Source organism: Streptomyces cyanogenus, from assembly GCF_017526105.1.
GTDB lineage: Bacteria > Actinomycetota > Actinomycetes > Streptomycetales > Streptomycetaceae > Streptomyces > Streptomyces cyanogenus.
This window is the reverse complement of record NZ_CP071839.1, coordinates 4,200,116-4,224,643: the sequence shown is the minus strand read 5'-3', so window position 1 is coordinate 4,224,643 and position 24,528 is coordinate 4,200,116. Positions and strand designations below refer to the sequence as shown.

Genomic DNA, 24,528 nt, shown 5'->3' with positions numbered 1-24,528 from the left:
GCGGTCCGCCGACACGCGCGCCCGGTGCTAGAAGCTGACCATGACAGACGGATCCGGCGCGCGGAACGGCGCGCCCGACGGGCCCGAGGGCTACGAGACCTACTCCACGCCGATCATGGCGCCGTTCGTCGGCGAGCTGCTGGACGCCGTGGACCTGTGCCCCGGGGACACCGTCCTGGACCTCGCCTGCGGCACGGGTTTCGCCGCCCGCGCGGCGGCCGCCCTGGTCGGCCCCACCGGCCGGGTCCGCGGCGCCGACCACGACGCCGAGATGATCCGGGTGGCCCGGGAGCGGCACCCCCGCCTCTACCCGGACATCGAGTTCACGGTGGCCCCCGCCGACCACCTGCCGTACGACACCGCCGCCTTCGACGTGGTCGTCTGCCAGCAGGGCGCCCAGTTCTTCCCCGACCTCGACGCCGTCCTCGCCGAGGTGGCCCGCGTCACCCGCCCCGAGGGCCGCTTCGCGGCGACCGTCTGGGCGCCCGTCGACCGCCAGCCCTACTTCCTCGCCCAGCAGCGAGCCGTCCACGAGTACGGCGGCCCCGACGCGCTCCGCTACTTCGCGCGGGCCTTCGCCGTCACCGCCGAGCAGCTCACCACCGGCCTCCGCACGGCCGGCTACGGCGGCACCGCTCACCGCGAGATCACCTTCGGCATCGCCCTGCCCCCTCTGGACGCGTACGCCCGCGCCCACCTGTCCACCCTCTGGGGCGGCCTGATCAGGCAGGCCGGCGGCGAGGACGCCCTGGACCAGGCCGCCGCCCTGGTCCGTGAGCAACTGGCCGGGCACCTCGCCGACGACGGCACGGCAACGCTTCCGTTCACGGCGATCCTGGTCACGGCCACCCGCTGAGCGCCCCCGAAGGCGCGGGGCCGGAGGTCACGCGGCTGCGCCGGAACGCAGCCGCGGACGACACACGGCCTAACGCGGCTCCGCCAGCGGAGCGCCATGCTCCGCGGGCGCACCGCCCCGCCTGACCACCCGGGTCCCGCGCGCCAGCCAGGGCCGGTCCTGTACGGCGGTGAGCTGCCGGCCCAGCCGCAGCGCCAGGACGGTGATCCCCAGCGAGAAGAGCAGGAAGGTCACGATGTACGGCCCGTGCAGCGCGGCCCCGAGCGGACCGCCCACCGCCGGCCCCACGGCCAGCGCCAGCTGCTTGACCAGCGCAAACGCCGAGTTGTACTGCCCGGCCATGCCCTCCGGCGCCAGATCGGCCACCAGGGGCGCGACCGTCGGCGACAGCATCGCCTCACCGAGCCCGAACAGCGCGTACGTCGACACGAACGCGGCCGTCGCCATCTCCTGGCTGCCGTGCCCGAGCCCCGCGTACCCCGCGGCCAGCCAGGCCACCGACCAGATCAGCCCGACCGCGGCGATGACCCGGGACCGGCGGCGCCGCTCCACGAGCTTCAGCACGGCGAACTGGGCGACCACGATCATCAGCGTGTTCGCGGCCAGCGCCGTCCCCAGCGCGGACGTGGATATCCCGGCAGCCTCCACGCCGTACGCGCTCAGCCCCGACTCGAACTGTCCGTAGCAGGCGAAGAAGAGCACGAAGCCCAGCACGCACAGCTGCACCATCGCCCGGTTACCGAACAGCTGCTTCCAGCTGCCCTTCGCCGAGGACCCGGGAGCGTCCTCCATCCGCGGCGAGTGCGGCATCCGCACGGTCGCCAGCACGCCGACCAGCAGCAGGAACATCGCCGCCTCGATCGCGAACAGCAGCGTGAAGGAGGAGACCCGCGTGGTGTCGACGAGATGACCGCCGATGAGCCCGCCGACGCCCAGCCCCAGGTTCTGCAGGAAGAACTGCATCGCGAACGCACGCGAGCGCGTGTCCGCAGAGGAGCAGTCCACGATCATCGTCGCCAGCGCCGGCTGCATCACGGCCTGGCCGGCGCCGAGCGCCGCCGCGGACAGCAGCACGGTCGCGGCACCGGCCGCCAGGCCGAGGCTCAGTGCACCCAGGGCGGCGGTCACCAGGGCGGCGAGCAGGACCGGCAGCGGGCCGCGCCGCACGATCGCCCGCCCGGCGAACGGCAGCACGATCAGCGCGGCCACGGCGAAGACGGCGAGCACCAGGCCCGCCGTCATGGCTCCCAGACCCCTGACCTGCGCCACGTAGACGTACAGGTAGGGGACGGTGAAGCCGAGCCCGAACGCGCTGAGTGCGTTGCCCACGTGGATCCGGCGCATCGCTGCGCCCATCGCCCTGGTCACGTTCACCTCTCTCACTAGTTAGGCCTGAAGACTTCGAAGCTAAAGTTCGAAGCTAAAGAGTACACAGTCAAGGACTTCAAGGCAAAGCGGTATCGTGCGATACTGCGCCCATGGCCGACACTCCCGGCGTCACCGAGCCGACGCTCGAAGAACAGATCGCCGCCTACCAGCGCGAATTCCAGGACCTGGACCCGCAGGTCGAGAAGATCGTGTCGGCCCTGTCCCGGCTGAACCGCCGCATGAACGTCGCCTACGGCCGCCAGACCGCCGCGCTCGGCATCAGCAACGCCGAGTGGGAGGTCCTCAAGGCACTGGTCCTCTCCGGCGCCCCGTACCGCATGGGCCCGAGCGACCTGGCCAAGCGGCTCGGCCTCACGCCGGCCGCGATGACCCACCGGATCGACCGCATGGTCGCCGAGGGACTGGTCACCCGTGAGAGGGACGAGTCCAACCGCGTCCGGGTGATCGTGGAGCTGACCCCCGAGGGCCGCGAGAAGTGGCTGGAGGCGATGCGCCTGGCGACGGTCTTCGAGGAGGACCTGCTGCAGGACCTCACCCCCGTCGAGCGCGCCGTGCTCGGCGAGGTCCTGACCAGGCTCCTGCGCCGGGTCGAGCACGCCCAGCCGGACGCCGGCGGCCGGCTCAGCGACCTCGATTAAAGATCTTGACAGCGGCCGTTTGACACGGCCTCGCCCGATCCGTAAAGTTCTTCGGGTTGCCACAGAGCCGTAACGGTTCTTCGGCAGCACCTCAGCCGCCCTGAGCGGCACCCCTCACACCTTCAGCACGATCTCCCTCCGGGTTGATTTCGGCGTGCCCGAATTCAATTCGAATAGGGACTCGGCGGCCCGATTGGGAATCGCCGGGCGGATCCGCTAAGGTTTGAGACGTCGGAACAGCCCAACGGCCGGGAGGACAAGCCCCCCTGACTGGGAGTCAGACGCCGAAAGGATCTGATAGAGTCGGAACCGCCGGAAAGGGAAACGCGAGAGCGGGAACCTGGAAAGCACCGAGGAAATCGGATCGAGAAAAGATCTGATAGAGTCGGAAACGCAAGACCGAAGGGAAGCGCCCGGAGGAAAGCCCGAGAGGGTGAGTACAAAGGAAGCGACCGTTCCTTGAGAACTCAACAGCGTGCCAAAAATCAACGCCAGATATGTTGATACCCCGTCTCCGGTCATCATGACTGGGGCGAGGTTCCTTTGAAAAAACACAGCGAGGACGCTGTGAACGGTCGGGCCTATTCCGCCTGACTGTTCCGCTCTCGTGGTGTTCATCCCGATTACGGGAAAACATTCACGGAGAGTTTGATCCTGGCTCAGGACGAACGCTGGCGGCGTGCTTAACACATGCAAGTCGAACGATGAACCTCCTTCGGGAGGGGATTAGTGGCGAACGGGTGAGTAACACGTGGGCAATCTGCCCTTCACTCTGGGACAAGCCCTGGAAACGGGGTCTAATACCGGATACGAGCCTCCAAGGCATCTTGGGGGTTGGAAAGCTCCGGCGGTGAAGGATGAGCCCGCGGCCTATCAGCTTGTTGGTGAGGTAATGGCTCACCAAGGCGACGACGGGTAGCCGGCCTGAGAGGGCGACCGGCCACACTGGGACTGAGACACGGCCCAGACTCCTACGGGAGGCAGCAGTGGGGAATATTGCACAATGGGCGAAAGCCTGATGCAGCGACGCCGCGTGAGGGATGACGGCCTTCGGGTTGTAAACCTCTTTCAGCAGGGAAGAAGCGAAAGTGACGGTACCTGCAGAAGAAGCGCCGGCTAACTACGTGCCAGCAGCCGCGGTAATACGTAGGGCGCAAGCGTTGTCCGGAATTATTGGGCGTAAAGAGCTCGTAGGCGGCTTGTCACGTCGGGTGTGAAAGCCCGGGGCTTAACCCCGGGTCTGCATTCGATACGGGCTAGCTAGAGTGTGGTAGGGGAGATCGGAATTCCTGGTGTAGCGGTGAAATGCGCAGATATCAGGAGGAACACCGGTGGCGAAGGCGGATCTCTGGGCCATTACTGACGCTGAGGAGCGAAAGCGTGGGGAGCGAACAGGATTAGATACCCTGGTAGTCCACGCCGTAAACGGTGGGAACTAGGTGTTGGCGACATTCCACGTCGTCGGTGCCGCAGCTAACGCATTAAGTTCCCCGCCTGGGGAGTACGGCCGCAAGGCTAAAACTCAAAGGAATTGACGGGGGCCCGCACAAGCAGCGGAGCATGTGGCTTAATTCGACGCAACGCGAAGAACCTTACCAAGGCTTGACATACACCGGAAAGCATTAGAGATAGTGCCCCCCTTGTGGTCGGTGTACAGGTGGTGCATGGCTGTCGTCAGCTCGTGTCGTGAGATGTTGGGTTAAGTCCCGCAACGAGCGCAACCCTTGTTCTGTGTTGCCAGCATGCCCTTCGGGGTGATGGGGACTCACAGGAGACCGCCGGGGTCAACTCGGAGGAAGGTGGGGACGACGTCAAGTCATCATGCCCCTTATGTCTTGGGCTGCACACGTGCTACAATGGCCGGTACAAAGAGCTGCGATACCGTGAGGTGGAGCGAATCTCAAAAAGCCGGTCTCAGTTCGGATTGGGGTCTGCAACTCGACCCCATGAAGTCGGAGTTGCTAGTAATCGCAGATCAGCATTGCTGCGGTGAATACGTTCCCGGGCCTTGTACACACCGCCCGTCACGTCACGAAAGTTGGTAACACCCGAAGCCGGTGGCCCAACCCCTTGTGGGAGGGAGCTGTCGAAGGTGGGACTAGCGATTGGGACGAAGTCGTAACAAGGTAGCCGTACCGGAAGGTGCGGCTGGATCACCTCCTTTCTAAGGAGCACTTCTTACCAACTTCGGTTGGTCAGAGGCCAGTACATCGGCGAACGTCCGATGCTGGTTGCTCATGGGTGGAACGTTGATTATTCGGTCAGGACCTCGGGTCGGTGGCTGCTAGTACTGCTCGCAAGAGCGTGGAACGCATGATCACCGGACGGGAGCCGGCCGGGCACGCTGTTGGGTGTCTGAGGGAATGAACTTTCCTCAGTTGCCGGCCCCGGTGAAGCATCGTGTAAGCGATGTGTGACGGGTGGCTGGTCGTTGTTTGAGAACTGCACAGTGGACGCGAGCATCTGTGGCCAAGTTTTTAAGGGCGCACGGTGGATGCCTTGGCACTAGGAACCGATGAAGGACGTGGGAGGCCGCGATAGTCCCCGGGGAGTCGTCAACCAGGCTTTGATCCGGGGGTTTCCGAATGGGGAAACCCGGCAGTCGTCATGGGCTGTCACCCACTGCTGAACACATAGGCAGTGTGGAGGGAACGCGGGGAAGTGAAACATCTCAGTACCCGCAGGAAGAGAAAACAACCGTGATTCCGGGAGTAGTGGCGAGCGAAACTGGATGAGGCCAAACCGTATGCGTGTGAGACCCGGCAGGGGTTGCGCATGCGGGGTTGTGGGATTTCTCTTGATCAGTCTGCCGGCTGGTCGGCGAGTCAGAAACCGTATGGATAGGCGAAGGACATGCGAAAGGTCCGGCGTAGAGGGTAAGACCCCCGTAGTCGAAATCTGTACGGCTCGCTTGAGAGACACCCAAGTAGCACGGGGCCCGAGAAATCCCGTGTGAATCTGGCGGGACCACCCGCTAAGCCTAAATATTCCCTGGTGACCGATAGCGGATAGTACCGTGAGGGAATGGTGAAAAGTACCGCGGGAGCGGAGTGAAATAGTACCTGAAACCGTGTGCCTACAAGCCGTGGGAGCGTCGGACATCAGCTTGCTGGTGTCTCGTGACTGCGTGCCTTTTGAAGAATGAGCCTGCGAGTTTGCGGTGTGTTGCGAGGTTAACCCGGGTGGGGAAGCCGTAGCGAAAGCGAGTCCGAATAGGGCGATTTTAGTAGCACGCTCAAGACCCGAAGCGGAGTGATCTAGCCATGGGCAGGTTGAAGCGGAGGTAAGACTTCGTGGAGGACCGAACCCACCAGGGTTGAAAACCTGGGGGATGACCTGTGGTTAGGGGTGAAAGGCCAATCAAACTCCGTGATAGCTGGTTCTCCCCGAAATGCATTTAGGTGCAGCGTCGTGTGTTTCTTGCCGGAGGTAGAGCACTGGATAGGCGATGGGCCCTACCGGGTTACTGACCTTAGCCAAACTCCGAATGCCGGTAAGTGAGAGCGCGGCAGTGAGACTGTGGGGGATAAGCTCCATGGTCGAGAGGGAAACAGCCCAGAGCATCGACTAAGGCCCCTAAGCGTACGCTAAGTGGGAAAGGATGTGGAGTCGCACAGACAACCAGGAGGTTGGCTTAGAAGCAGCCACCCTTGAAAGAGTGCGTAATAGCTCACTGGTCTAGTGATTCCGCGCCGACAATGTAGCGGGGCTCAAGCGTACCGCCGAAGTCGTGTCATTGCAGCATAAGCCCCAACGGGTGTTGTGATGGGTAGGGGAGCGTCGTCTGCCGGGTGAAGCGGCACTGGAAGGTAGTCGTGGACGGTTGACGAGTGAGAATGCAGGCATGAGTAGCGATACAAACGTGAGAAACGTTTGCGCCGATTGACTAAGGGTTCCTGGGTCAAGCTGATCTGCCCAGGGTAAGTCGGGACCTAAGGCGAGGCCGACAGGCGTAGTCGATGGATAACCGGTTGATATTCCGGTACCCGCTGTGAAGCGTCAAACATCGAGCATCGTGATGCTAAGGCCGTGAAGCCGTTCCGGACCCTTCGGGGAAAGGAAAGTGGTGGAGCCGCCGAACCAAGCGGTTAGTAGGTGAGTGATGGGGTGACGCAGGAAGGTAGTCCATCCCGGGCGGTGGTTGTCCCGGGGTAAGGGTGTAGGACGTCAGGTAGGTAAATCCGCCTGGCAATAGTCTGAGACCTGATGCCGAGCCGATTGTGGTGAAGTGGATGATCCTATGCTGTCGAGAAAAGCCTCTAGCGAGTTTCATGGCGGCCCGTACCCTAAACCGACTCAGGTGGTCAGGTAGAGAATACCGAGGCGTTCGGGTGAACTATGGTTAAGGAACTCGGCAAAATGCCCCCGTAACTTCGGGAGAAGGGGGGCCACGCCTGGTGATCGGATTTACTCCGTGAGCTGGGGGTGGCCGCAGAGACCAGCGAGAAGCGACTGTTTACTAAAAACACAGGTCCGTGCGAAGCCGTAAGGCGATGTATACGGACTGACGCCTGCCCGGTGCTGGAACGTTAAGGGGACCGGTTAGCTCACTTTCGGGTGGGCGAAGCTGAGAACTTAAGCGCCAGTAAACGGCGGTGGTAACTATAACCATCCTAAGGTAGCGAAATTCCTTGTCGGGTAAGTTCCGACCTGCACGAATGGCGTAACGACTTCTCGACTGTCTCAACCATAGGCCCGGTGAAATTGCACTACGAGTAAAGATGCTCGTTTCGCGCAGCAGGACGGAAAGACCCCGGGACCTTTACTACAGTTTGATATTGGTGTTCGGTTCGGCTTGTGTAGGATAGCTGGGAGACTGTGAAGCAGGCACGCCAGTGTTTGTGGAGTCGTCGTTGAAATACCAGTCTGGTCGTGCTGGATGTCTAACCTGGGTCCGTGATCCGGATCAGGGACAGTGTCTGATGGGTAGTTTAACTGGGGCGGTTGCCTCCTAAAGGGTAACGGAGGCGCCCAAAGGTTCCCTCAGCCTGGTTGGCAATCAGGTGTTGAGTGTAAGTGCACAAGGGAGCTTGACTGTGAGACCGACGGGTCGAGCAGGGACGAAAGTCGGGACTAGTGATCCGGCGGTGGCTTGTGGAAGCGCCGTCGCTCAACGGATAAAAGGTACCCCGGGGATAACAGGCTGATCTTCCCCAAGAGTCCATATCGACGGGATGGTTTGGCACCTCGATGTCGGCTCGTCGCATCCTGGGGCTGGAGTCGGTCCCAAGGGTTGGGCTGTTCGCCCATTAAAGCGGTACGCGAGCTGGGTTTAGAACGTCGTGAGACAGTTCGGTCCCTATCCGCTGTGCGCGTAGGAGTCTTGAGAAGGGCTGTCCCTAGTACGAGAGGACCGGGACGGACGAACCTCTGGTGTGCCAGTTGTTCTGCCAAGGGCATGGCTGGTTGGCTACGTTCGGGAGGGATAACCGCTGAAAGCATCTAAGCGGGAAGCCTGCTTCGAGATGAGGACTCCCACCCACTTGATGGGGTAAGGCTCCCAGTAGACGACTGGGTTGATAGGCCGGATCTGGAAGCACGGTAACGTGTGGAGGTGACCGGTACTAATAGGCCGAGGGCTTGTCCTCAGTTGCTCGCGTCCACTGTGTTGGTTCTGAAACCACGAACAGCCAACGGTTGTTGATTGTTTCATAGTGTTTCGGTGGTCATAGCGTGAGGGAAACGCCCGGTTACATACCGAACCCGGAAGCTAAGCCTCACAGCGCCGATGGTACTGCAGGGGGGACCCTGTGGGAGAGTAGGACGCCGCCGAACAATCTTTGAGAAAACCCCCGCATCGCAAGATGCGGGGGTTTTCTGCGTTTAGGGGCTTTTCCTTCCGGGCTAGAAGGTCACCTCGGCCGTTTCCACGGTCCCGGACGATCGCGCCGTGCAGGGTGGAGCGGACACAGACATCCGTCTGCGCCCCCGTGACGACGAGCCGGCCGACCTTCCGCTCGGCCAGTACGGACTCCAGCTCCGTCTCCTCGAAGGAGTCCGGGTAGTTCTTGTGGACCAGGGGCTCGCCGTCCTGGCGGATCAGTTCCGGCACGTACTGCCACTTCTCGGAGCCGTACTTCAGTTCGTCGTCGGAGTGCTGCACCCAGACGACCGGCACGTCCTCCGCGCGGGCCTTGTCGATCAGGGTGTTGATGTTCGCGATGACACCGTCACTGACAACGGGACCCGAATTCGGATGAGATGGCGGCGGCCCGCTGGCTACGGTGGCCCCATGAACACTGCTGCCTGCGACGACTACAGGATCCGCGCCATACGAACCGACGAGTGGCCCACGGTGAAGCAACTTTGCCTCGACTCGCTGCGGGATCCGGTCGCGGACATCGCCTTCCTGACGACGTACGAGCAGGCCGTGGCGGAGCCGGATTCCTTCTGGCAGGAGCGGGCGGCCGGAGCCGCCGAGGGGTCCGGTACGGCACGGCAGGTCATCGCCGAGGCGCCGGACGGGACCTGGGCCGGCACGGTCACCGTGCTCCTGGAGGAGGCCGGGGAGAAGGACTGGGCGGGGTATCCCGTCGAGCGGCGGCAGGCGCATGTGGTCGGCGTGTTCGTACGGCCGGAGCACCGCGGGAACGGGCTCGTCAAGCGCCTGGTCGACGCCGGTGTGGCGTGGGCGTGGGAGCAGCGGGCCGAGCGGGTGCGGCTGTTCGTCCACGAGGAGAACGCGCGGGCGCAGGCGGCGTACCGGAAGATCGGCTTCAGGCCGAGCGGACGGGTCGTGTCGTTCACGAAGAACGCGGCCGAGAACGAGCTGGAGTTCGTCCTGGAGCCGCCCGCCTAAACCGGGAGTTCCTGGTGCGGCCAGCGCGCGCGGGCCTGTTCGCGGGAGCGGAGCAGGGCGAGCGTCGGCAGGCCGCGGTCCGCTTCGCCGGCGAGCAGGGCCGGCAGCTCGGGGAACGGGGCCACGGCCGCGATGTCGTCCAGGACCAGGGTGAGTGGTGGGTCGAGCCGACCGGAGGATGACCGTTCGGCCATGCGCCGGCCGCGCTCGACCACGCTGGAGACGAGGGCCGTCAGGAGCGGCATCGCGCCCGGGTTGCTCCGCGGGTCCTCGATGGATTCACCGACCACATAGAGCGTGCCCCCTTCGTGGACGAAGGAATCCAGGGCCAGCGCATCAGTTCGGTTCGGGGTACAGGCCTCGCGGACGTTGACCGTGAACAGGGCCGACAACGCCCTGCTGGTCAGCTCCTGGGCGATGTCACGGCGTTCGGGGTGTGCGGTGAGCGCCGCCTCCAGTTCGCCCGCGGCGCCGGGGGCCGCCTTCGGGTGGGTGCGCAGCGTGCGGACGGCGTCCTGCACCTGGGTGCCCTGGGACCAGCGGTGGACGTGGCGGATGGTGCGGTTCTCCAGGGCGGCCGCGTGCAGATAGCTGCGCAGGAGGGTGGTCGCCGTGTCCGCCACCGCTTGGTCGATCCTGGCGGTGGGCTGTACGGGGGCGAGCAGGGCTGTCGCCCTGTGCAGGGCCGTCTGCTTGTCCTCGCAGCCGGTGGTCGGGGACCAGTGCAGGCGGGCCGGGGTGTCGCAGAGGTGTGCGGGGTCGTAGAGCAGGGCGGGGCCGAGTTTGGCGCGGGTGTCCTTCGTCTCCGTCCACAGGGCGGAGTTCGAGGTGACGAGGAGGACGGCGCCTTCCGCGTCGCGTACCGCCTGGACGGCGGTCGCCTGGCGGCTTTCCCTGGGGGCGATGAGGAGCCTTCCCCCTGCGCCCGCCCGTGCGTCGTCGGCCGGCAGGGGGCCCGGTGACGGTGGCTCAGCCTCGCTGCGGGGTGCCGGGACCTCCTGCTGAGGTGCGGGGGCGAGCGGTGCGGGCGGAGGGCTGAGGACCGCGGGCCCGGCACTCACCGGCTCCGCTGGCCCGGCACCCACCGCCGGGGCGGGCGCGGCACCGACCGCCTCCGCGGGCGCGATACTCACCGCCTCCGCGTCCTCGACCGCGGCAGCGGTCCGCCGGGCCCTGCCCGCGCGCCACCGCGCCACCGTTCCCATCACGAACATCGTGAGGACGAAGAGGATCATCAGCTGACCGATGAACAGGCCCCAGAACAGGCCCCAGCCGGACAGCTGGTCCGGTGGCGTGTCCGGCCACGCGCCGGCGACGTCGTGCGGCCGGCCGATGAGGTGGCGCATGGCCGGCGGGGTGCGGGTGAAGGTGACGCCGGCGGGCCAGGCGCCCTGGGCGAACCAGGCGGCCAGGCCCGTGGCCGTCCACACCAGCACGGTCATGCCGAGGAGGAACGCCAGTACGCCGATCAGCAGGCCGTCGGGGATGCCGCCCTGGCCCTCCCGGCGACTGTCACGGCGGTCGTCCGGTCTCACCCTGTACTCCCCTACGTTCCCTGCTTCCCTTACGCCACCGTCGACTCGGAGTCGCCCAGGTGCTGTTCCACGAAGGCCGCGGCCCGCTGTTCCGCCTCCAGTTCGGCGGCGCGCAGGGCGTCGTCGGCGCTGACGTCGCTGGAAGACTCGGTCATCGCGCGGTCGGTGAAGACCAGTGGCCGTTCCGTCTCCGTGATCAGGTGTTTGACCACCTGGACGTTGCCGTTGACGTCCCAGACCGCGATGCCGGGGGTGAGGGTCGGGATGATCTCCACGGCCCAGCGCGGGAGGCCCAGCACGCGGCCGGTCGCTCTGGCCTCGTCGGCCTTCTGGGCGTAGATCGTCCTGGTCGACGCCATCTTCAGGATGGCCGCCGCCTCCTTCGCGGCGGCGCCGTCGACCACGTCGGACAGGTGGTGGACGACCGCGACGAAGGACAGGCCGAGCCGGCGCCCGAACTTCAGCAGTCGCTGGAACAGCTGGGCGACGAACGGGCTGTTGATGATGTGCCAGGCCTCCTCGACCAGGAAGATGCGCTTCTTCCGGTCGGGGCGGATCCAGGTGTGCTCCAGCCACACGCCGACGATCGCCATGAGGATCGGCATGGCGATGGAGTTGCGGTCGATGTGGGACAGGTCGAACACGATGAGCGGCGCGTCCAGGTCGATGCCGACGGTCGTCGGGCCGTCGAACATGCCCCTGAGGTCACCGTCGACCAGGCGGTCCAGGACCAGCGCCACGTCGAGGCCCCAGGCCCGTACGTCGTCTATGGCGACGTTCATCGCCTCCGCCGACTCCGGCTCGGGGTGCCGTAGCTGCTCCACGATGTCGGACAGGACCGGCTGGCGGTCGACGATCGACTCGTTGACGTACGCGTGCGCGACCTTCAGGGCGAAGCCGGAGCGCTCGTCCAGGCCGTGGCCCATCGCCACCTCGATGATCGTGCGCAGGAGCGCCAGCTGGCCCGTGGTGGTGATCGCCGGGTCCAGGGGGTTGAGGCGGATGCCGTGGTCGAGGGCGGCCGTCGGGTCGAGCCGGATGGGGGTTATCCCCAGCTCCTGGGCGATGAGGTTCCATTCGCCGACCCCGTCCTCGCCCTGTGCGTCAAGGACGACGACCTGGCGGTCCCTGAAGCGGAGCTGGCGCAGGACGTACGTCTTCTCCAGCGCCGACTTGCCGTTGCCGGACTCGCCGAGCACGAGCCAGTGCGGGGCCGGCAGCTGCTGGCCGTACAGCTGGAACGGGTCGTAGATGTAGCCCTTCCCGGAGTACACCTCGCGGCCGATGATGACGCCGGAGTCGCCGAGGCCGGGCGCGGCCGTGGGCAGGTAGACGGCCTGGGCCTGGCCCGTGGAGGTGCGCACCGGCAGCCGGGTCGTCTCCACCTTCCCGAAGAGGAAGGAGGTGAAGGCCTCGGTGAGGACGGACAGCGGATCCCGCATCGGCGACAGCCCCTACCTTCGGATGCCGGTGGCGAAGGGAAGTGTGTTCACGAAGGCGCGGTGGTGCTCCCGGTCGCACCACTCCAGCTTGAGGTACGACTTGCCGGCGGAGGCCCTTATCGTCCGCTTGTCGCGGGCGAGGGCCTCCGGGGACCGGGAGGAGACGGTGATGTAGCCGACCAGGTTGACACCGGCGGCGCCGCTGGCGAGGTCCTCGCCGCGCTGGTCGAGGCGGTTGTGGGCGGCGATGTCCCGGGGGTCGACGGTCCGGTTCATCTTGGCGGCGCGGGACGCCTCCGCCTCGTCGTTGGTCTTCTCGGTCAGCATGCGTTCGATGGCGACCTCGGTGGGTTCGAGGTCCATGGTCACGGCGACCGTGCGGATGACGTCCGGGGTGTGGACGAGGAGCGGGGCGAGGAAGTTGACGCCGACGGGGGTCATCGGCCACTCCTTCACCCATGCGGTGGCGTGGCACCAGGGCGCGCGGGTGGAGGACTCCCGGGTCTTGGCCTGGAGGTAGGTGGGCTCCATGGCGTCCAGCTCGGCCGGCCAGGCGTTGCGCTGGGTCATCGCCTGGATGTGGTCGATGGGGTGGTCGGGGTCGTACATGGAGTGGATGAGGGAGGCCAGCCGTCCCTGACCGAGCGGCTGCCGTACCCGGATGTCGGCCTCCTGGAGCCGCGAGCAGATGTCGGTCAGCTCGCGGGCCATGACGACGGCGAGCCCGGCGTCCCGGTCCACCTTGGCGCCGTGGGCGCGGGCGGCACGGGCCATGGCGTGCGCCTCGGCGGCCAGTTCGCGGGTGTAGTGCATGCAGGCGACGAGGTAGGCGCGGTGCTGCTCGCTGCTGGTGGACACCATGGACTGCAGCTGGTCGTAGGACTGCTGGAGCCAGCCGGGGGCGCGGCTGTCGCCGCGCTGGGCGACGTCCTTGGCGTGGGCGTCCGGGTCGGCGGGCAGGGTCCGGGCGAGCATCTGCAGCCGGGTGACGAAGCCGTCGCCGTTGGCGACGTGCTTGAGCAGGGTGCCGAAGCGGTCGACCAGGGCCTCCTGGTCCTCGGAGTCGCGCAGGCCGACACCGGGGCCCTCGATCTCGATGGCGGCGGTGACCGTCTTGCGGTCGGCGTGCAGGAGTACGGCGATCTCGTCGGGCCCGAAGGGTGCGGCGAGCCAGGTGATGCGGCCGATGCCGGGCGGCGGGCCGATCTCGATCTCCCGGCCGTCGAGCCGGGTCCCGGCCTCCATGGCGGCGGAGCGGTAGGCGGCGCCGCGCTTGACGGTGCGCTTGTAGGAGCGGTTGATCTCGAACCACTTGTAGAAGGTGCGGCGCTTGTACGGCACGTAGACGGCGGCGAGCGCGAGCAGCGGGAAGCCGGTCAGCAGCACGATCCGCAGGGCCAGGACCGGGACGAGGAGACCGCTCATCATGCCGAGGAACGCGCCGGCGACGATCAGGGCGATCTCGCCGGACTCGCGGTTCCGGCCGATGATCGCGTTCGGCCGGGCGCGGCCGATGAGATACGTACGGCGGGGCGTGACCGGATGGGACAGGTGGGACTCGGTCGTCAACGCCCTTCACCTCCAGAGCGGTTGTTGCGGGTGTTGCTGGCGTGCGGGGTGTTGACCGGGCTGGACGCGCGGGGCGCGGGCGTGGCGGAGGGGACGGCTCCGCCGACGCCCCCGGCCGGGGTACGGCCGCTGTGGGCGGCGACGCCGCCGGTGGCGGGGTTGGCCGGGCGGGGGGCGCTGCTGCTCGGTCCGCCGTTGTTGTCGGCGCGGGTGCTGTGGGTCTTGATGCCCTGGGCGACGAGGGTGGCGGGGGAGCTGATGACGGCGGCGGCCTTGCTCTCCGCGCCCTGCATGATGCGGTTGTTGCGGGAGCCGGCGATCTCGTCGCCGAAGCCGGGGACGAAGCGGTAGATCATCGCGCTGGCGAAGATGGCGAGCAGGATGATGGCGAGGCCGGAGACGACTGCGGAGAAGGCGTCGGGGCCGCTGTCGCCGGAGAGGGCGCCGGCGAGGCCGAGCACGATCACGATGACCGGCTTGACGAGGATGACGGCGATCATGATGCCGGCCCAGCGGCGGACATGGCCCCAGAGGTTCTTGTCGACCAGGCCGGCGTAGACGACGGTGCCGAGGAGGGCGCCGACGTAGAGCAGGGCGGCGCGGATGACCAGCTCCAGCCAGAGGATGCCGGCGGCGAGGATGCTGACCAGGGACACGACGATCAGCATGATCGGGCCGCCGCCGATGTCGTTGCCCTTCTTCAGGGCGCCGGAGAAGGTGCCGAAGAATGTGTCGGCCTGGTCGCCGGTGGCCTTCGCGAGGACGTCCGTGACGCCGTCCGTCGCCGAGACGACGGTGTACAGGATCAGGGGGGTGAAGGCGGAGGCCAGCACGGTGAGCCAGAGGAAGCCGACGGCTTCCGAGAGCGCGGTGGTGAGCGGCACGCCGCGCACGGCTCGCTTGGCGACGGCCAGCAGCCACAGCAGCAGCGTGAGGATCGTGGAGGCGGCGAAGACGACGGCGTACTGCTTCAGAAAGGCCTGGTTGGTGAAGTCGACGTTGGCGGTCTCCTTCACGGCGTCACTCAGCTTCCCGATGGTCCACGACGCGGCGTCCGCACATCCCTTGGCGAGGGAGGAGAGGGGGTCGAGGGTCTCGGTGAGGGGGTTGGTGGCTCCTCTGCCGGGGGATCCGCCGGAGGAGCCGTTGTCCTTTTCGCAGAACTCTCGGGCGGCGCCGTGGATCAGGCCGCAGGTGTCACTGCTCTTCGTGGCAGTGGGTGTGGGGGTGGGTGAAGGTGAGGACGGGGGCGTGGGAGCGGCGAAGGCACGCGCGGCCGTGAGAACCGCGGCTGTTTGGACCGCGGTGACCGCGGCGGTCAGCGTGAGTACGCGGCGGTTAGCGGGCATAGGTGAACCCTCCGTACTCATCGACGGCCTTCGACATCTCGTCGGCACTGGAGGCCCTGTCGTCGCCGGGAACAGGCGCGGGGCCCTCCTTCTGGGAATGCGTGATGATCTTCCAGTCGCCGGCTGCCCACTCGAGTTTCATCGTGATGGTGAACCAGCTGTTGGTAACCGGGTTCGTGGAATTCTCGCCCGCGAGACCGAGCAGGCCGCTGCACCAGACCTCGACCGTGGCCGTGTCGCCGGTTGACTCGGTGATCTTCGTGCCGATGGGACTCGTGCGGGAAACGAACGTATAGCCCTTCGGAGCGGTGCCGTCGTCGTTCAGGCCGAGGCTTTTGTTGAAGGCTGAGGTGTACGCCTTGTCGAACGCCGCCTCGGAACTCGCCACCCTGTCCGGAGTGATGATGGCCTGCAGGATGGAGTCCCTACCGGACTTGGTGAACATCTCGGCCGACCCCAACGCCACCGCATAGTTCGCCGCCGCGCTCTGCGCTCCCTCATTCGTGTGTGGGAACCCGCTCGGGATGTTGCCGGTTTTCGTGTCGACCGGTTTGGTCCCACTGGCTGCCGTCGATGCCGCTCTCGGCTGGGAGCCCTTGGTGGTCGCGTCGTCCCCGGCCGCGTCGTCCCCCCTGTTGGCGAAAGCGATGGCGGCGATGAGGAGGACCACTACGCCTACCACCGTGACGAGGCTGCGGGAGGAGGAGCGGTGGGGGCGGCGGGGGGCGCCGCCGTAGGGGTCGGGGTCGGGGAGGCGGGTTCGGGTGTGGCCCGTCTCGGGGTAGTCGGTGTAGCCCTGTTCGTCTCCGGGACTCATGCCGTCTGCGCTCCCTCACCCTCGTAGACATACGACGGTAGCCGTGCTGGTTCCCGCGCGGGCGCGGTGTGGTGACTCGACATCAGGGAAACGCAACCTCAGCCGGTGGGCACGACGGACGGGTGGGGTGGAGGGGACGGGCGAGGGCCGGGAGGGGCCGGGGCTATACCGCCATGCCGTACACGATGGTGAACAGTGTGCCGAGGGACCCGATGATGAACACCCCGGTGAGGCCGGCGATGATGAGGCCCTTGCCCTGTTCCGCGCTGAAGGTGTCCCGGAGGGCCGTGGCGCCGATGCGCTGCTTCGCCGCGCCCCACACCGCGATGCCGAGGCAGAGGAGGATGGCCACGGCCATGACCACCTCGATCATCACCTTGGCCTCGTTGCCCAGGCTGCCGAAGGGGCCCCAGTCCGGAGCGATCCCGCCGATGATGGTGTTGATGTCTCCCTTGTCGGCCGCAAAGAGCATGTAAGTCACCGCCCCTGGTGGGTAGTTCCGCGTGTGCCCCTGCGGTTGTGCAGAGGTCAGGCCTCATTGTCGCCGACAACGCCGCCAACGTATGTCGACTTGACGTCATTGAAACTGGCGGGTTTCGTACGAATAGCCCGTACGGTCACTCTGTGTATCACGGCAGGTCACGCCGGGCAACGAGGTCCGACCGGAACCTTCGTGTGGTTCCGTCGTTGACCCCCTTTGCGCGCCGCACGGTTTCTGACGGCTGGTCGGGTGAGGCGTCGCGTCGATGTTCTCACGGGTCAGCGGGGGCGCAGGCCGTGCAGCAGGAGGTGGACGTGCTCCTCCAGGCCGGCCAGGGCCTCCGTCGCGTCGAGGGCGCAGCCGGCGATCAGGGCGGCCAGACCGTGCAGGCTCGCGGCGGCCACGGTGGTGATGCGCTCGGGGTCGCCCTGGACGATCTCGCCGCGCTCCTGGGCGTCCGCGACCAGCCGGGTGAAGGTGCCGAGGGAGCGGTCGACGGCCGCCGCGAGCTGGGCGGTCCGGTCGGGGTCGTGCTTGCGCGCGAACATCAGCTCGAGCAGTTCGGGGTTCTCGACGGCGAAGCCCAGGTAGGCGCGGGCCAGGGCCGTCATCCGCTGTTCGAGGGCGGGTTCCGTGCGGCCGGCGGCGGTGGCGAGGGCCTGGTTGAGGCGCTCGTACCCGTCCAGGGCCAGGGCGTCGAGCAGGGCCTGCTTGTCCTTGAAGTGCCGGCCCGGGGCGGCGTGGCTGACGCCGGTGTCCCGGGCCAGTTCGCGCAGCGAGAGCGCCCCGACCCCCTTGTCGCGCAGAGTGCGCTCGGCGCTCCTGAGCAGGGCGGCGCGCAGGTCTCCGTGGTGGTAGGGGCGGCTCGTGGGCATGCGCATCATCGTATCGCGATGTTGTCGTTGACAGCATTGTTGGCGCTGCCTACATTGGGGGTATGACTGATACGACCGCCAAGCGCGGCAAGTGGAACGCGACCCGCCTCCCCGACCTGACCGGCCGCACGGCCGTGATCACCGGCGCCAACAGCGGTATCGGCTTCGCCGCCGCCCGGGCGCTGGCCGGGGCCGGGGCGCACGTGGTGTTCGCGGTACGGGACCTCGCCCGGGGCGGTGCCGCGGCGGCGCGGGTGACCGGCAGTACCGAGGTGCGCCGGCTGGACCTCGCGGACCTCGACTCGGTGCGCGAGTTCGCCGCCGGCTGGGACCGCCCGCTGGACCTGCTGATCAACAACGCGGGTGTGATGATGCTGCCGGAGCAGCGCACGAAGCAGGGCTTCGAGATGCAGTTCGCCACCAACCACCTGGGGCACTTCGCGCTGACCAACCTGCTGCTGCCTCACGTGACCGACCGGGTGGTGACCGTGTCCTCCGGCGCGCACCGCTGGGGCGACAAGGTGATCCACTTCGAGGACGTGAACCTGCGCGGGACCTACAGCCCCGCCCGCGCCTACGCCCAGTCCAAGCTGGCGAACCTGCTGTTCACCCTGGAACTCCAGCGCCGCCTGACCGAGGCCGGGTCCGGCGTACGGGCCCTGGCCGCCCATCCCGGCTGGTCGGCCACCAACCTCCAGAGCCACGCCGCGAACCCCCTGGCCAGGGCGTTCATGGTGGCCGGCAACCGGTTCCTCGCCCAGGACGAGGAGGCCGGTGCCCTGCCCACCCTCTACGCGGCCACCCAGGACCTGCCCGGCGCGGCCTACGTCGGCCCCGACGGTCCCGCCGAGATGCGCGGCGCCCCGACCCTGGTCGGCCGCAGCGCCGCGGCGAGCGATCCGGCGGCGGCCCGGCGGCTGTGGACGCTGTCGGAGGAGCTGACGGGCGTCCGGTGGCCGCTGGCGGCGCCGGTCCGGTGACGGAAGGACCACCCCCGCCGAGGGCCGCCCGCCGATGGCGGCGGACCGGATCTCGCACGGCTTTTCGACGCTCCAACGGCGGTGCACCGGAGATTCACAGGTAAATCTCAGGGAAGTCGAAGCACGTTTCTCACCTGCGTGGGCAAAAGTGTGAACTGATGAAGCGCATCTCACGCATCTCGGTCACCTCTGTGGTGGTGCTCGCGCTGACCTCGGCCTCCGTGGCTGCCGCGGACGACGGGCCGGGCCCGCTCGGGGTCACCGCGGACACCGTCGCGAGCCGGCGGAGCGCGCGGGTGGGCGCGCTGTTCGGCGCGGACCGGGCCGGACGGCCGGCGGGCGGCCACTTCTGCACCGCCTCGGTGGTGCACAGCCCGCGCGGCGATCTCATCGTGACCGCGGCGCACTGCGTGGACGGTGCCGGCGGAGACCTGGTGTTCGTACCGGGCTACCGGGACGGGCGCTCGCCGTACGGGGTGTGGAAGGTGACGCGGCGGTTCCTGCCGGACGGGTGGGCCGAGGGGCAGGACGAGGACAGCGATCTCGCCCTCGCCACCGTCGCCGGCCGCGACGGCAGGCGGCTGGAGGACGTGGTCGGGGCCAACCGGTTCGCGACCGGGGTGGCCACCGGCGCCACCGCGGTCACCGTCACCGGCTATCCCGACTCGCGGGAGACCCCCATCAGCTGCACCAACAGACCGACCGCGCACAGCCGTACGCAGCAGCGCATCGACTGTCCCGACTTCACGGGCGGCACCAGCGGCAGCCCCTGGGTCAACGGCGACGCGCAGGTCGTCGGCGTCCTCGGCGGCCACGAACAGGGCGGCGCCACGGCCGACACCTCGTACAGCGTGGTGCTGGGGCGCGAGGCGGCGGAGCTGTACCAGGACGCGACGGCCGGCGATCGAGCGGGCTGAGGACGCGGCGGCCGGCCCCGAGCGGGCTGAGGATGCGTCACTGCGGCCCGGCTGACTGTGAAATGACGCCACTTCGCGCCCAAATGGCCTTGAACGGCGTCCGCATGGGGGAAAGTTGAACCGTGCGGAAGGTATGGGTGATCGGTGGCGCGGCCGTCGCGCTCGGCATGGGCTTCGTCATGCTGCTCGTCGTCGGTGTCTACCTCGTGGCCGGCAACCTGCTGGGCGGGGTGGCCTCGGGGGGCCGCGGGCTGGCCAAGGGGGCCGTGCCGGCCGCCTACACGTCGCTGGTGCAGAAGTGGGGGAACCTGTGCCCGGCGCTCAGTCCCGCGCTGCTCGCCGCCCAGCTCTACCAGGAGAGCGGGTGGAACCCGACCGTCGTCAGCCCGGCCGACGCCCGCGGCATCGCCCAGTTCATCCCGAGCACCTGGGCGACGCACGGCATCGACGGCAACGGTGACGGCAAGCGCGACATCTGGGATCCGGACGACGCCATCCCGTCGGCGGCCTCCTACGACTGCGAACTCGCGAAGTACGTGAAGGACGTGCCGGGCAACGTGTCGGACAACATGCTCGCCGCCTACAACGCGGGCGCCTACCGGGTGATCCGGGCCGGCGGGGTCCCGGCGATCAGCGAGACGCAGAACTACGTCCAGCGGATCCGCAGCCTGGAGAAGAGCTTCGCCGCGCCGGTCACCCGGATCGACCCCACCCGGCAGGCCGCCGGGGCCATCGCCTTCGCGCAGAGCCGGCTCGGCACGCCGTACCTGTGGGGCGGCGAGGGAACCGCCGCGCAGGGTGGCCGGTTCGACTGCTCGGGTCTGACCAAGGCGGCGTACGAGAAGGTCGGGATCAGCCTGCCGCGGGTGGCCAACGACCAGTACAACGCGGGGCCGCACCCCTCGCGGGACCAGCTGCTCCCCGGTGACCTGGTGTTCTTCTCGGACGACCTGACCGACTCCCGGGCCATCCGGCACGTCGGGATCTACGTGGGCGGCGGGTACATGATCGACGCCCCGCGCACGGGTGCCGTGATCCGGTTCGATCCGATCGACACCCCCGACTACTTCGGTGCGACCCGGGTCACCGAAGATGGCGCAAAAGCGCTCCCGACAAGTGTGTGACAGTGTGTTAAACCACCCGCTGAGCTGCGGCGATGAGTCTCTCTTCGATAACGTCTGCGTGATCATTCAGTGGAGAGTGGAACGTATTGAAGGTGGCTGTGCGTTCCTGTTGACGTAGCCGAGCGGACGTCAGTGCGGCAGTGCAGCGGAAGCGGATCTACGTACCACCGGGGGGCAGGCGCGACGCACACGAGGTGCGTCCGGGAAGACGACGAAGGGGCCGCAGCACCATGGCTGTACTCGCCGAATCCGGATCGAACCCCGACGTCGAGTTGCTCTACGACATCAACGGCCTGGCCAAGGACGCGCCGCACTGGTTCGACCGGGTCATGGAGTTCGTCGGCGAGTACGGCCTGCTGCTCGCCATGGTCCTGCTGATCCTGTGGTGCTGGTGGTCGGTGCGGCGGCGGGGCGGGGAGGACGCGGCGCCCTCGGTGGCCGCGCTGGTGTGGGCGCCGCTCGCGGCCGGTCTGGCCGTCCTCGTGAACGTGCCGATACGCGGTTTCGTGGAGCGCCCCCGCCCCTTCGTGGACCACCAGGGCCTGGACGTCCTCGTCGGCGGCAAGACCGACTTCTCCTTCGTCAGCGACCACGCGACGATCACGATGGCGCTCGGTGTGGGGCTCTTCGTCGCCAACCGCCGCTTCGGGCTGGCCGGTATCGGTCTGGCCCTGCTGGAGGGCTTCTGCCGGGTCTACATGGGCGTGCACTACCCGACGGACGTCATCGGCGGCTTCGCGCTGGGCACGGCGGTCGTCCTGCTGCTGTCCCCGCTCGCCATGGCCCTGCTCACCCCGCTGATGCGGGCGGTGGAGCGCTCGCCGCGCGCCGGCCGGCTCGTGCGGCGCCGGCCGGCGGCGGACGCCGGCCGGGACACCCTGCTGCCCGGCACCCGCACGTCCCCGGAGACCGAGGAGCGCGACCTGGCGGCCTAGGCGGCCGGGGGCCGTGACGGGGGGCGGGAAATCTCGGGAGCGCGGCCGGGCGGTCCAGACGGCCGGGGGCTGTGGCGGGAGCCAGGAGATCCGGAAGTGCGGGGAGACCCGGGAGCGGCCGGGCGGCCTAGGCGGCCGGGGGGCTGTGGCGGGGGGCTGAACCCGGGTGCGCAGCCTGGGGGTCTGGCCGGTCGGGGAGTTGTGGCGGGAGCCAGGAGACCCGGAGGCGCGGGGAGAGCCGGGAGCGGCCGGGCGGTCCAGACGGCCGGGGGGCTGTGGCGGGAGCCAGGAGATCCGGAAGTGCGGGGAGAGCCGGGAGCGGCCGGGCGGCCCGGGCGGCCGAGGGAGCCGTGACGGGGAGTGGGAAAACCCGGGAGCGTGGGTGGGTGGCGTGGTCGTACCCTCCCGCGCATGACCAAGTTCTTCGCCACGGTGTGCCTGCCGCCCACCCCGCCCCACCGGGTGCCGGACGCCATAGCCGTGGCCCTGGCGCCGTACGACATGAACGCCACGGACGACTGGAACCCGGTGGGCGAGTGGGACTGGTGGGCCCTCCGGGTGCACAGCGCGAGCCCCTACCTCGTCCGGCCCGCGTACGACGGCGACCCCCGGCTCCTGACGCCCGCCACCGTCCCCCAGGCCGGCCTGGCCCCGCTCGGCCCGCTGGAGTGCTACGGCGGCCCCCGCGGACTGCTCGACTTCGACACCATGCGGCAGCGGACGGTGCAGGGGTACGACGAGCTGCGCGCCGCCTGGGAGGAACTGGTCGCCGCGCACCCGCCGGCCCGCCCGCTCGCCGAGTTCGTCGCCCGGCACGAGGCCGACCCGGACGGCTATCCGCTGGACCGGGCCAAGGAGGAGCACCTGCTCCAGCCACTGGTGCAGGAGGTGGCCCAGCGGGCGGTGGCCGGCGATCCGCACTTCGGGATGTCGTTCCTGACCGCCGACCCGGTCGCCTGGTTCGCCCGGGACCACGCGGCGGCCCGCGAGCGCGCCCTGCGCACCGCCCTCACGGGGTACGCCCTGCTCACCCTGGACGGCCGCTGGCGGGACGCCGACAGCGAGGGTTACCGGGAGTGGGCCGACGAGCAGCTGGAGCACCTCGACCCGGAGGCCGTCGTGGTCGACGTGCTCTGCCACTGCTGACGGCCGCGGCCCCCTCCTGCTTACAGCCCCTGCGCGTAGGAGAAGAACCGCTGCGGGTCGTACTGGTGCTTCACCTTGCCCAGCCGGGCCGCCGCGTCCCCGTAGTACGCCTTCTTCCAGTCCTTCAGCGTCGGGTCGGTGTAGTTCTGGTAGGCGGCGCCCGAGGCGTACGGCTTCATCGCGTTGTGGGCGGAGGTCAGCCACGACTGGGCCGTGCTGCCGGAGGACCCCGCGCCCCAGGAGGCGATGTACTGGGCCAGCATCCGCGAGCGGCGGTGGACGAAGGCCGTGGCCGTCGGGGAGACCCGGTTCACCGCGCCGCCGAGCGCGGTGAACGCGATGCTGCCCCCGCCGCCGCGCACCGAGCCGATCTGCTTCAGCACGGTCTGGATGCCGGCCGCGGACAGCGAACGGTCGAAGAAGTCGGAGCGGGCCGCGTAGGTCTCCCGGCCGAGCCTGCCCTGCGGGGAGCGGCCCGGGGTGGAGCCGGGCAGGTGGCACTGGGCGTCGGTGGAGAAGGAGGAGCAGCCGGCGTAGATCTCCATGGCCTGCTCGTAGCCCCGGCGGCGCAGGGAGACGGAGGCGGCGTCGGCACCGGCCTGGTGGGCCAGGCGGTCCACGGCGTTCTGCAGCTCGCCGTAGGTGCCCAGGGAGAAGCAGGCCACCGAGACGGTCGGGGTGCGGCCCGGGGAGCACGCCAGGTGCAGCGAGGACCAGATCTCGTCGGGCTGGTTCGGGCCCCACTCCTGCCAGGCCTTGAGCACCTTGGCGGCCTTGGACCAGGACCAGGTCAGATAGGCGGTGACGGCCTGCGGCGCGGCATGGGTTTTGAAGTGCAGCTCGGTGACGACGCCGAAGTTGCCGTTCCCGGCGCCGCGCAGCGCCCAGAACAGGTCGGAGTGGTGCGTGGCGTCGGCGGTGACCTGGGTGCCGTCCGCCGTGATCAGCGTGGCCTGGGTGAGGCTGTCGCAGGTCAGGCCGTAGGCGCGGGAGACGACGCCGTGGCCGCCGCCGAGCACCAGGCCGGAGACGCCGACGGTGGGGCAGGAGCCCGCCGGTATCGTCACGCCCTTCGCGGCCAGCGCGCGGTAGACGTCGATCAGCTTGGCGCCGGCGCCGACGACGGCCTGGCCGCCGCCGGCCCGGACCCGGTTCAGCTTGGACACGTCGACGATCAGCCGGTTGTCGCCGGAGGAGTAGCCGGCGTAGGAGTGGCCGCCGTTGCGGATCGACACCTTGAGGTGGTGGGCGCGGGCGTACGCGAGGGTCGTACGGATGTCGGCGGGGTGCGCCACGTAGGCCACGGCGGCCGGTTTCAGTCCGTCGAAGCGCGTGTTGTACAGCTGGTGGGCGGTCTTCCAGGACGCGTCGCCGGGCCGCACCAGCGTGCCGTCGAGATCACGGGCGAGGGCCGCCCAGTTCGCGGCGGCGCTCGCGTTGGTGGTCTTCAGGGCCGTGAGCGAGGATGAGCGCGACGGCGTGCCACTGTGCGCCGCCGCAGCGGCGGAAGAGCCTCCGCCCGCACCGCACGCGGTCAGTGCGGTCGTCGCCACGGCGGCCGCGCCGCCCGAGATGAACGTACGCCGTTCCATGTCCGTCGCCTTTCCTCGGCTGTCGTGGAACGAGACGACGCACCGCGGCGCGGGGTTCCCCCGGCCGGGCGATGAACGTCGAAT

Annotated in this window: 17 protein-coding genes, 3 rRNA genes and 1 pseudogene; 11 read left to right on the top strand and 10 right to left on the bottom strand. The window is 68.2% G+C overall.

Translation table 11 applies throughout. From position 1 onward, the window contains the following. Window positions 1-40: 40 nt before the first annotated feature. Window positions 41-856, top strand: a complete 816-nt coding sequence (locus S1361_RS19005) for a class I SAM-dependent methyltransferase (protein ID WP_208033028.1) — start codon at window positions 41-43, stop codon at window positions 854-856. Between the two features lie 69 nt (window positions 857-925). Here S1361_RS19005 and S1361_RS19000 read toward each other — a convergent pair whose 3' ends face one another. Further along, entirely contained in the window at window positions 926-2,224 is a 1,299-nt protein-coding gene (locus S1361_RS19000) for an MFS transporter (RefSeq protein ID WP_243769220.1), read from the bottom strand. Window positions 2,225-2,334: 110 nt separating this feature from the next. Here S1361_RS19000 and S1361_RS18995 point away from each other — a divergent pair, with 110 nt between their 5' ends. From S1361_RS18995 to rrf, 4 genes are all read left to right on the top strand, one after another. Further along, complete coding sequence (locus S1361_RS18995; RefSeq protein ID WP_208033027.1) at window positions 2,335-2,883, top strand: MarR family winged helix-turn-helix transcriptional regulator; 549 nt, start codon at window positions 2,335-2,337, stop codon at window positions 2,881-2,883. Between the two features lie 636 nt (window positions 2,884-3,519). Beyond that, window positions 3,520-5,047 (top strand): 16S ribosomal RNA (locus S1361_RS18990). Window positions 5,048-5,350: 303 nt separating this feature from the next. Continuing rightward, window positions 5,351-8,471, top strand: a 23S ribosomal RNA gene (locus S1361_RS18985). Window positions 8,472-8,541: 70 nt separating this feature from the next. Further along, window positions 8,542-8,658: ribosomal RNA gene (gene rrf, locus S1361_RS18980) — 5S ribosomal RNA — on the top strand. The 16S, 23S and 5S rRNA genes sit together here, the layout of an rRNA operon. A gap of 100 nt (window positions 8,659-8,758) precedes the next feature. Here rrf and S1361_RS18975 read toward each other — a convergent pair. Next, window positions 8,759-9,055 (bottom strand): annotated as a pseudogene (locus tag S1361_RS18975) (isochorismatase family protein); the annotation flags it as partial. Window positions 9,056-9,115: 60 nt separating this feature from the next. Between S1361_RS18975 and S1361_RS18970 the strand changes: the two are divergent. Then, window positions 9,116-9,682, top strand: coding sequence for a GNAT family N-acetyltransferase (locus tag S1361_RS18970; RefSeq protein WP_208033026.1), 567 nt, complete (start codon window positions 9,116-9,118; stop codon window positions 9,680-9,682). Here the strand turns inward: S1361_RS18970 and S1361_RS18965 are convergent. The 7 genes from S1361_RS18965 to S1361_RS18935 form a co-directional block, all read right to left on the bottom strand. Then, a complete protein-coding gene (locus S1361_RS18965; RefSeq protein WP_208033025.1) occupies window positions 9,679-11,217 on the bottom strand; it encodes a P-loop NTPase family protein in 1,539 nt (512 codons plus the stop codon). The two genes, S1361_RS18970 and S1361_RS18965, sit on opposite strands and share 4 nt — an antisense overlap. Window positions 11,218-11,246: 29 nt before the next feature. Then, entirely contained in the window at window positions 11,247-12,659 is a 1,413-nt protein-coding gene (locus S1361_RS18960; RefSeq protein ID WP_208033024.1) for an ATP-binding protein, read from the bottom strand. 12 nt (window positions 12,660-12,671) lie between these two features. Further along, window positions 12,672-14,228, bottom strand: coding sequence for an SCO6880 family protein (locus S1361_RS18955; protein ID WP_208033023.1), 1,557 nt, complete (start codon window positions 14,226-14,228; stop codon window positions 12,672-12,674). Continuing rightward, the gene (locus S1361_RS18950; protein ID WP_208033022.1) at window positions 14,225-15,577 is read right to left on the bottom strand and encodes a hypothetical protein; all 1,353 of its coding nucleotides are present in this window, start codon (window positions 15,575-15,577) and stop codon (window positions 14,225-14,227) included. The genes S1361_RS18955 and S1361_RS18950 overlap by 4 nt, the downstream gene beginning before the upstream one ends. Continuing rightward, window positions 15,567-16,394: a DUF8175 domain-containg protein gene (locus tag S1361_RS18945; protein WP_208033021.1), complete on the bottom strand. Its 828-nt coding sequence runs from the start codon at window positions 16,392-16,394 to the stop codon at window positions 15,567-15,569. The genes S1361_RS18950 and S1361_RS18945 overlap by 11 nt, the downstream gene beginning before the upstream one ends. 163 nt (window positions 16,395-16,557) lie before the next feature. Continuing rightward, window positions 16,558-16,866 carry a hypothetical protein gene (locus S1361_RS18940; RefSeq protein ID WP_014673544.1) on the bottom strand — a complete coding sequence of 103 codons (309 nt, stop codon included), beginning with the start codon at window positions 16,864-16,866 and terminating at the stop codon, window positions 16,558-16,560. A 287-nt stretch (window positions 16,867-17,153) separates the two neighbouring features. Beyond that, window positions 17,154-17,759 carry a TetR/AcrR family transcriptional regulator gene (locus tag S1361_RS18935; protein ID WP_208033020.1) on the bottom strand — a complete coding sequence of 202 codons (606 nt, stop codon included), beginning with the start codon at window positions 17,757-17,759 and terminating at the stop codon, window positions 17,154-17,156. A gap of 53 nt (window positions 17,760-17,812) precedes the next feature. Here S1361_RS18935 and S1361_RS18930 point away from each other — a divergent pair, with 53 nt between their 5' ends. From S1361_RS18930 to S1361_RS18910, 5 genes are all read left to right on the top strand, one after another. Beyond that, window positions 17,813-18,730, top strand: coding sequence for an oxidoreductase (locus tag S1361_RS18930; protein ID WP_208033019.1), 918 nt, complete (start codon window positions 17,813-17,815; stop codon window positions 18,728-18,730). A 158-nt stretch (window positions 18,731-18,888) separates the two neighbouring features. Next, complete coding sequence (locus S1361_RS18925) at window positions 18,889-19,647, top strand: trypsin-like serine peptidase (RefSeq protein WP_208033018.1); 759 nt, start codon at window positions 18,889-18,891, stop codon at window positions 19,645-19,647. A 167-nt stretch (window positions 19,648-19,814) separates the two neighbouring features. Next, window positions 19,815-20,771 carry a C40 family peptidase gene (locus S1361_RS18920; protein ID WP_243769533.1) on the top strand — a complete coding sequence of 319 codons (957 nt, stop codon included), beginning with the start codon at window positions 19,815-19,817 and terminating at the stop codon, window positions 20,769-20,771. Between the two features lie 230 nt (window positions 20,772-21,001). Beyond that, window positions 21,002-21,706: a phosphatase PAP2 family protein gene (locus S1361_RS18915; protein ID WP_208033016.1), complete on the top strand. Its 705-nt coding sequence runs from the start codon at window positions 21,002-21,004 to the stop codon at window positions 21,704-21,706. A 411-nt stretch (window positions 21,707-22,117) separates the two neighbouring features. After that, window positions 22,118-22,852, top strand: coding sequence for a hypothetical protein (locus tag S1361_RS18910; protein ID WP_208033015.1), 735 nt, complete (start codon window positions 22,118-22,120; stop codon window positions 22,850-22,852). Window positions 22,853-22,872: 20 nt separating this feature from the next. Here S1361_RS18910 and S1361_RS18905 read toward each other — a convergent pair whose 3' ends face one another. Continuing rightward, on the bottom strand, window positions 22,873-24,444 hold the full coding sequence (locus S1361_RS18905; RefSeq protein WP_208033014.1) for an FAD-binding oxidoreductase: 1,572 nt from the start codon (window positions 24,442-24,444) through the stop codon (window positions 22,873-22,875). Window positions 24,445-24,528 lie beyond the last annotated feature (84 nt).

Bases quoted from the DNA above. Each gene is read 5' to 3' on its own strand.
- S1361_RS19005 (WP_208033028.1), top strand. From the start codon at position 41: ATGACAGACGGATCCGGCGCGCGGAACGGCGCGCCCGACGGGCCCGAG.
- S1361_RS18995 (WP_208033027.1), top strand. From the start codon at position 2,335: ATGGCCGACACTCCCGGCGTCACCGAGCCGACGCTCGAAGAACAGATC.
- S1361_RS18970 (WP_208033026.1), top strand. From the start codon at position 9,116: ATGAACACTGCTGCCTGCGACGACTACAGGATCCGCGCCATACGAACC.
- S1361_RS18960 (WP_208033024.1), bottom strand. From the start codon at position 12,659: ATGCGGGATCCGCTGTCCGTCCTCACCGAGGCCTTCACCTCCTTCCTC.
- S1361_RS18950 (WP_208033022.1), bottom strand. From the start codon at position 15,577: ATGCCCGCTAACCGCCGCGTACTCACGCTGACCGCCGCGGTCACCGCG.
- S1361_RS18945 (WP_208033021.1), bottom strand. From the start codon at position 16,394: ATGAGTCCCGGAGACGAACAGGGCTACACCGACTACCCCGAGACGGGC.
- S1361_RS18940 (WP_014673544.1), bottom strand. From the start codon at position 16,866: ATGCTCTTTGCGGCCGACAAGGGAGACATCAACACCATCATCGGCGGG.
- S1361_RS18935 (WP_208033020.1), bottom strand. From the start codon at position 17,759: ATGATGCGCATGCCCACGAGCCGCCCCTACCACCACGGAGACCTGCGC.
- S1361_RS18930 (WP_208033019.1), top strand. From the start codon at position 17,813: ATGACTGATACGACCGCCAAGCGCGGCAAGTGGAACGCGACCCGCCTC.
- S1361_RS18925 (WP_208033018.1), top strand. From the start codon at position 18,889: ATGAAGCGCATCTCACGCATCTCGGTCACCTCTGTGGTGGTGCTCGCG.
- S1361_RS18920 (WP_243769533.1), top strand. From the start codon at position 19,815: ATGGGCTTCGTCATGCTGCTCGTCGTCGGTGTCTACCTCGTGGCCGGC.
- S1361_RS18915 (WP_208033016.1), top strand. From the start codon at position 21,002: ATGGCTGTACTCGCCGAATCCGGATCGAACCCCGACGTCGAGTTGCTC.
- S1361_RS18910 (WP_208033015.1), top strand. From the start codon at position 22,118: ATGACCAAGTTCTTCGCCACGGTGTGCCTGCCGCCCACCCCGCCCCAC.
- S1361_RS18905 (WP_208033014.1), bottom strand. From the start codon at position 24,444: ATGGAACGGCGTACGTTCATCTCGGGCGGCGCGGCCGCCGTGGCGACG.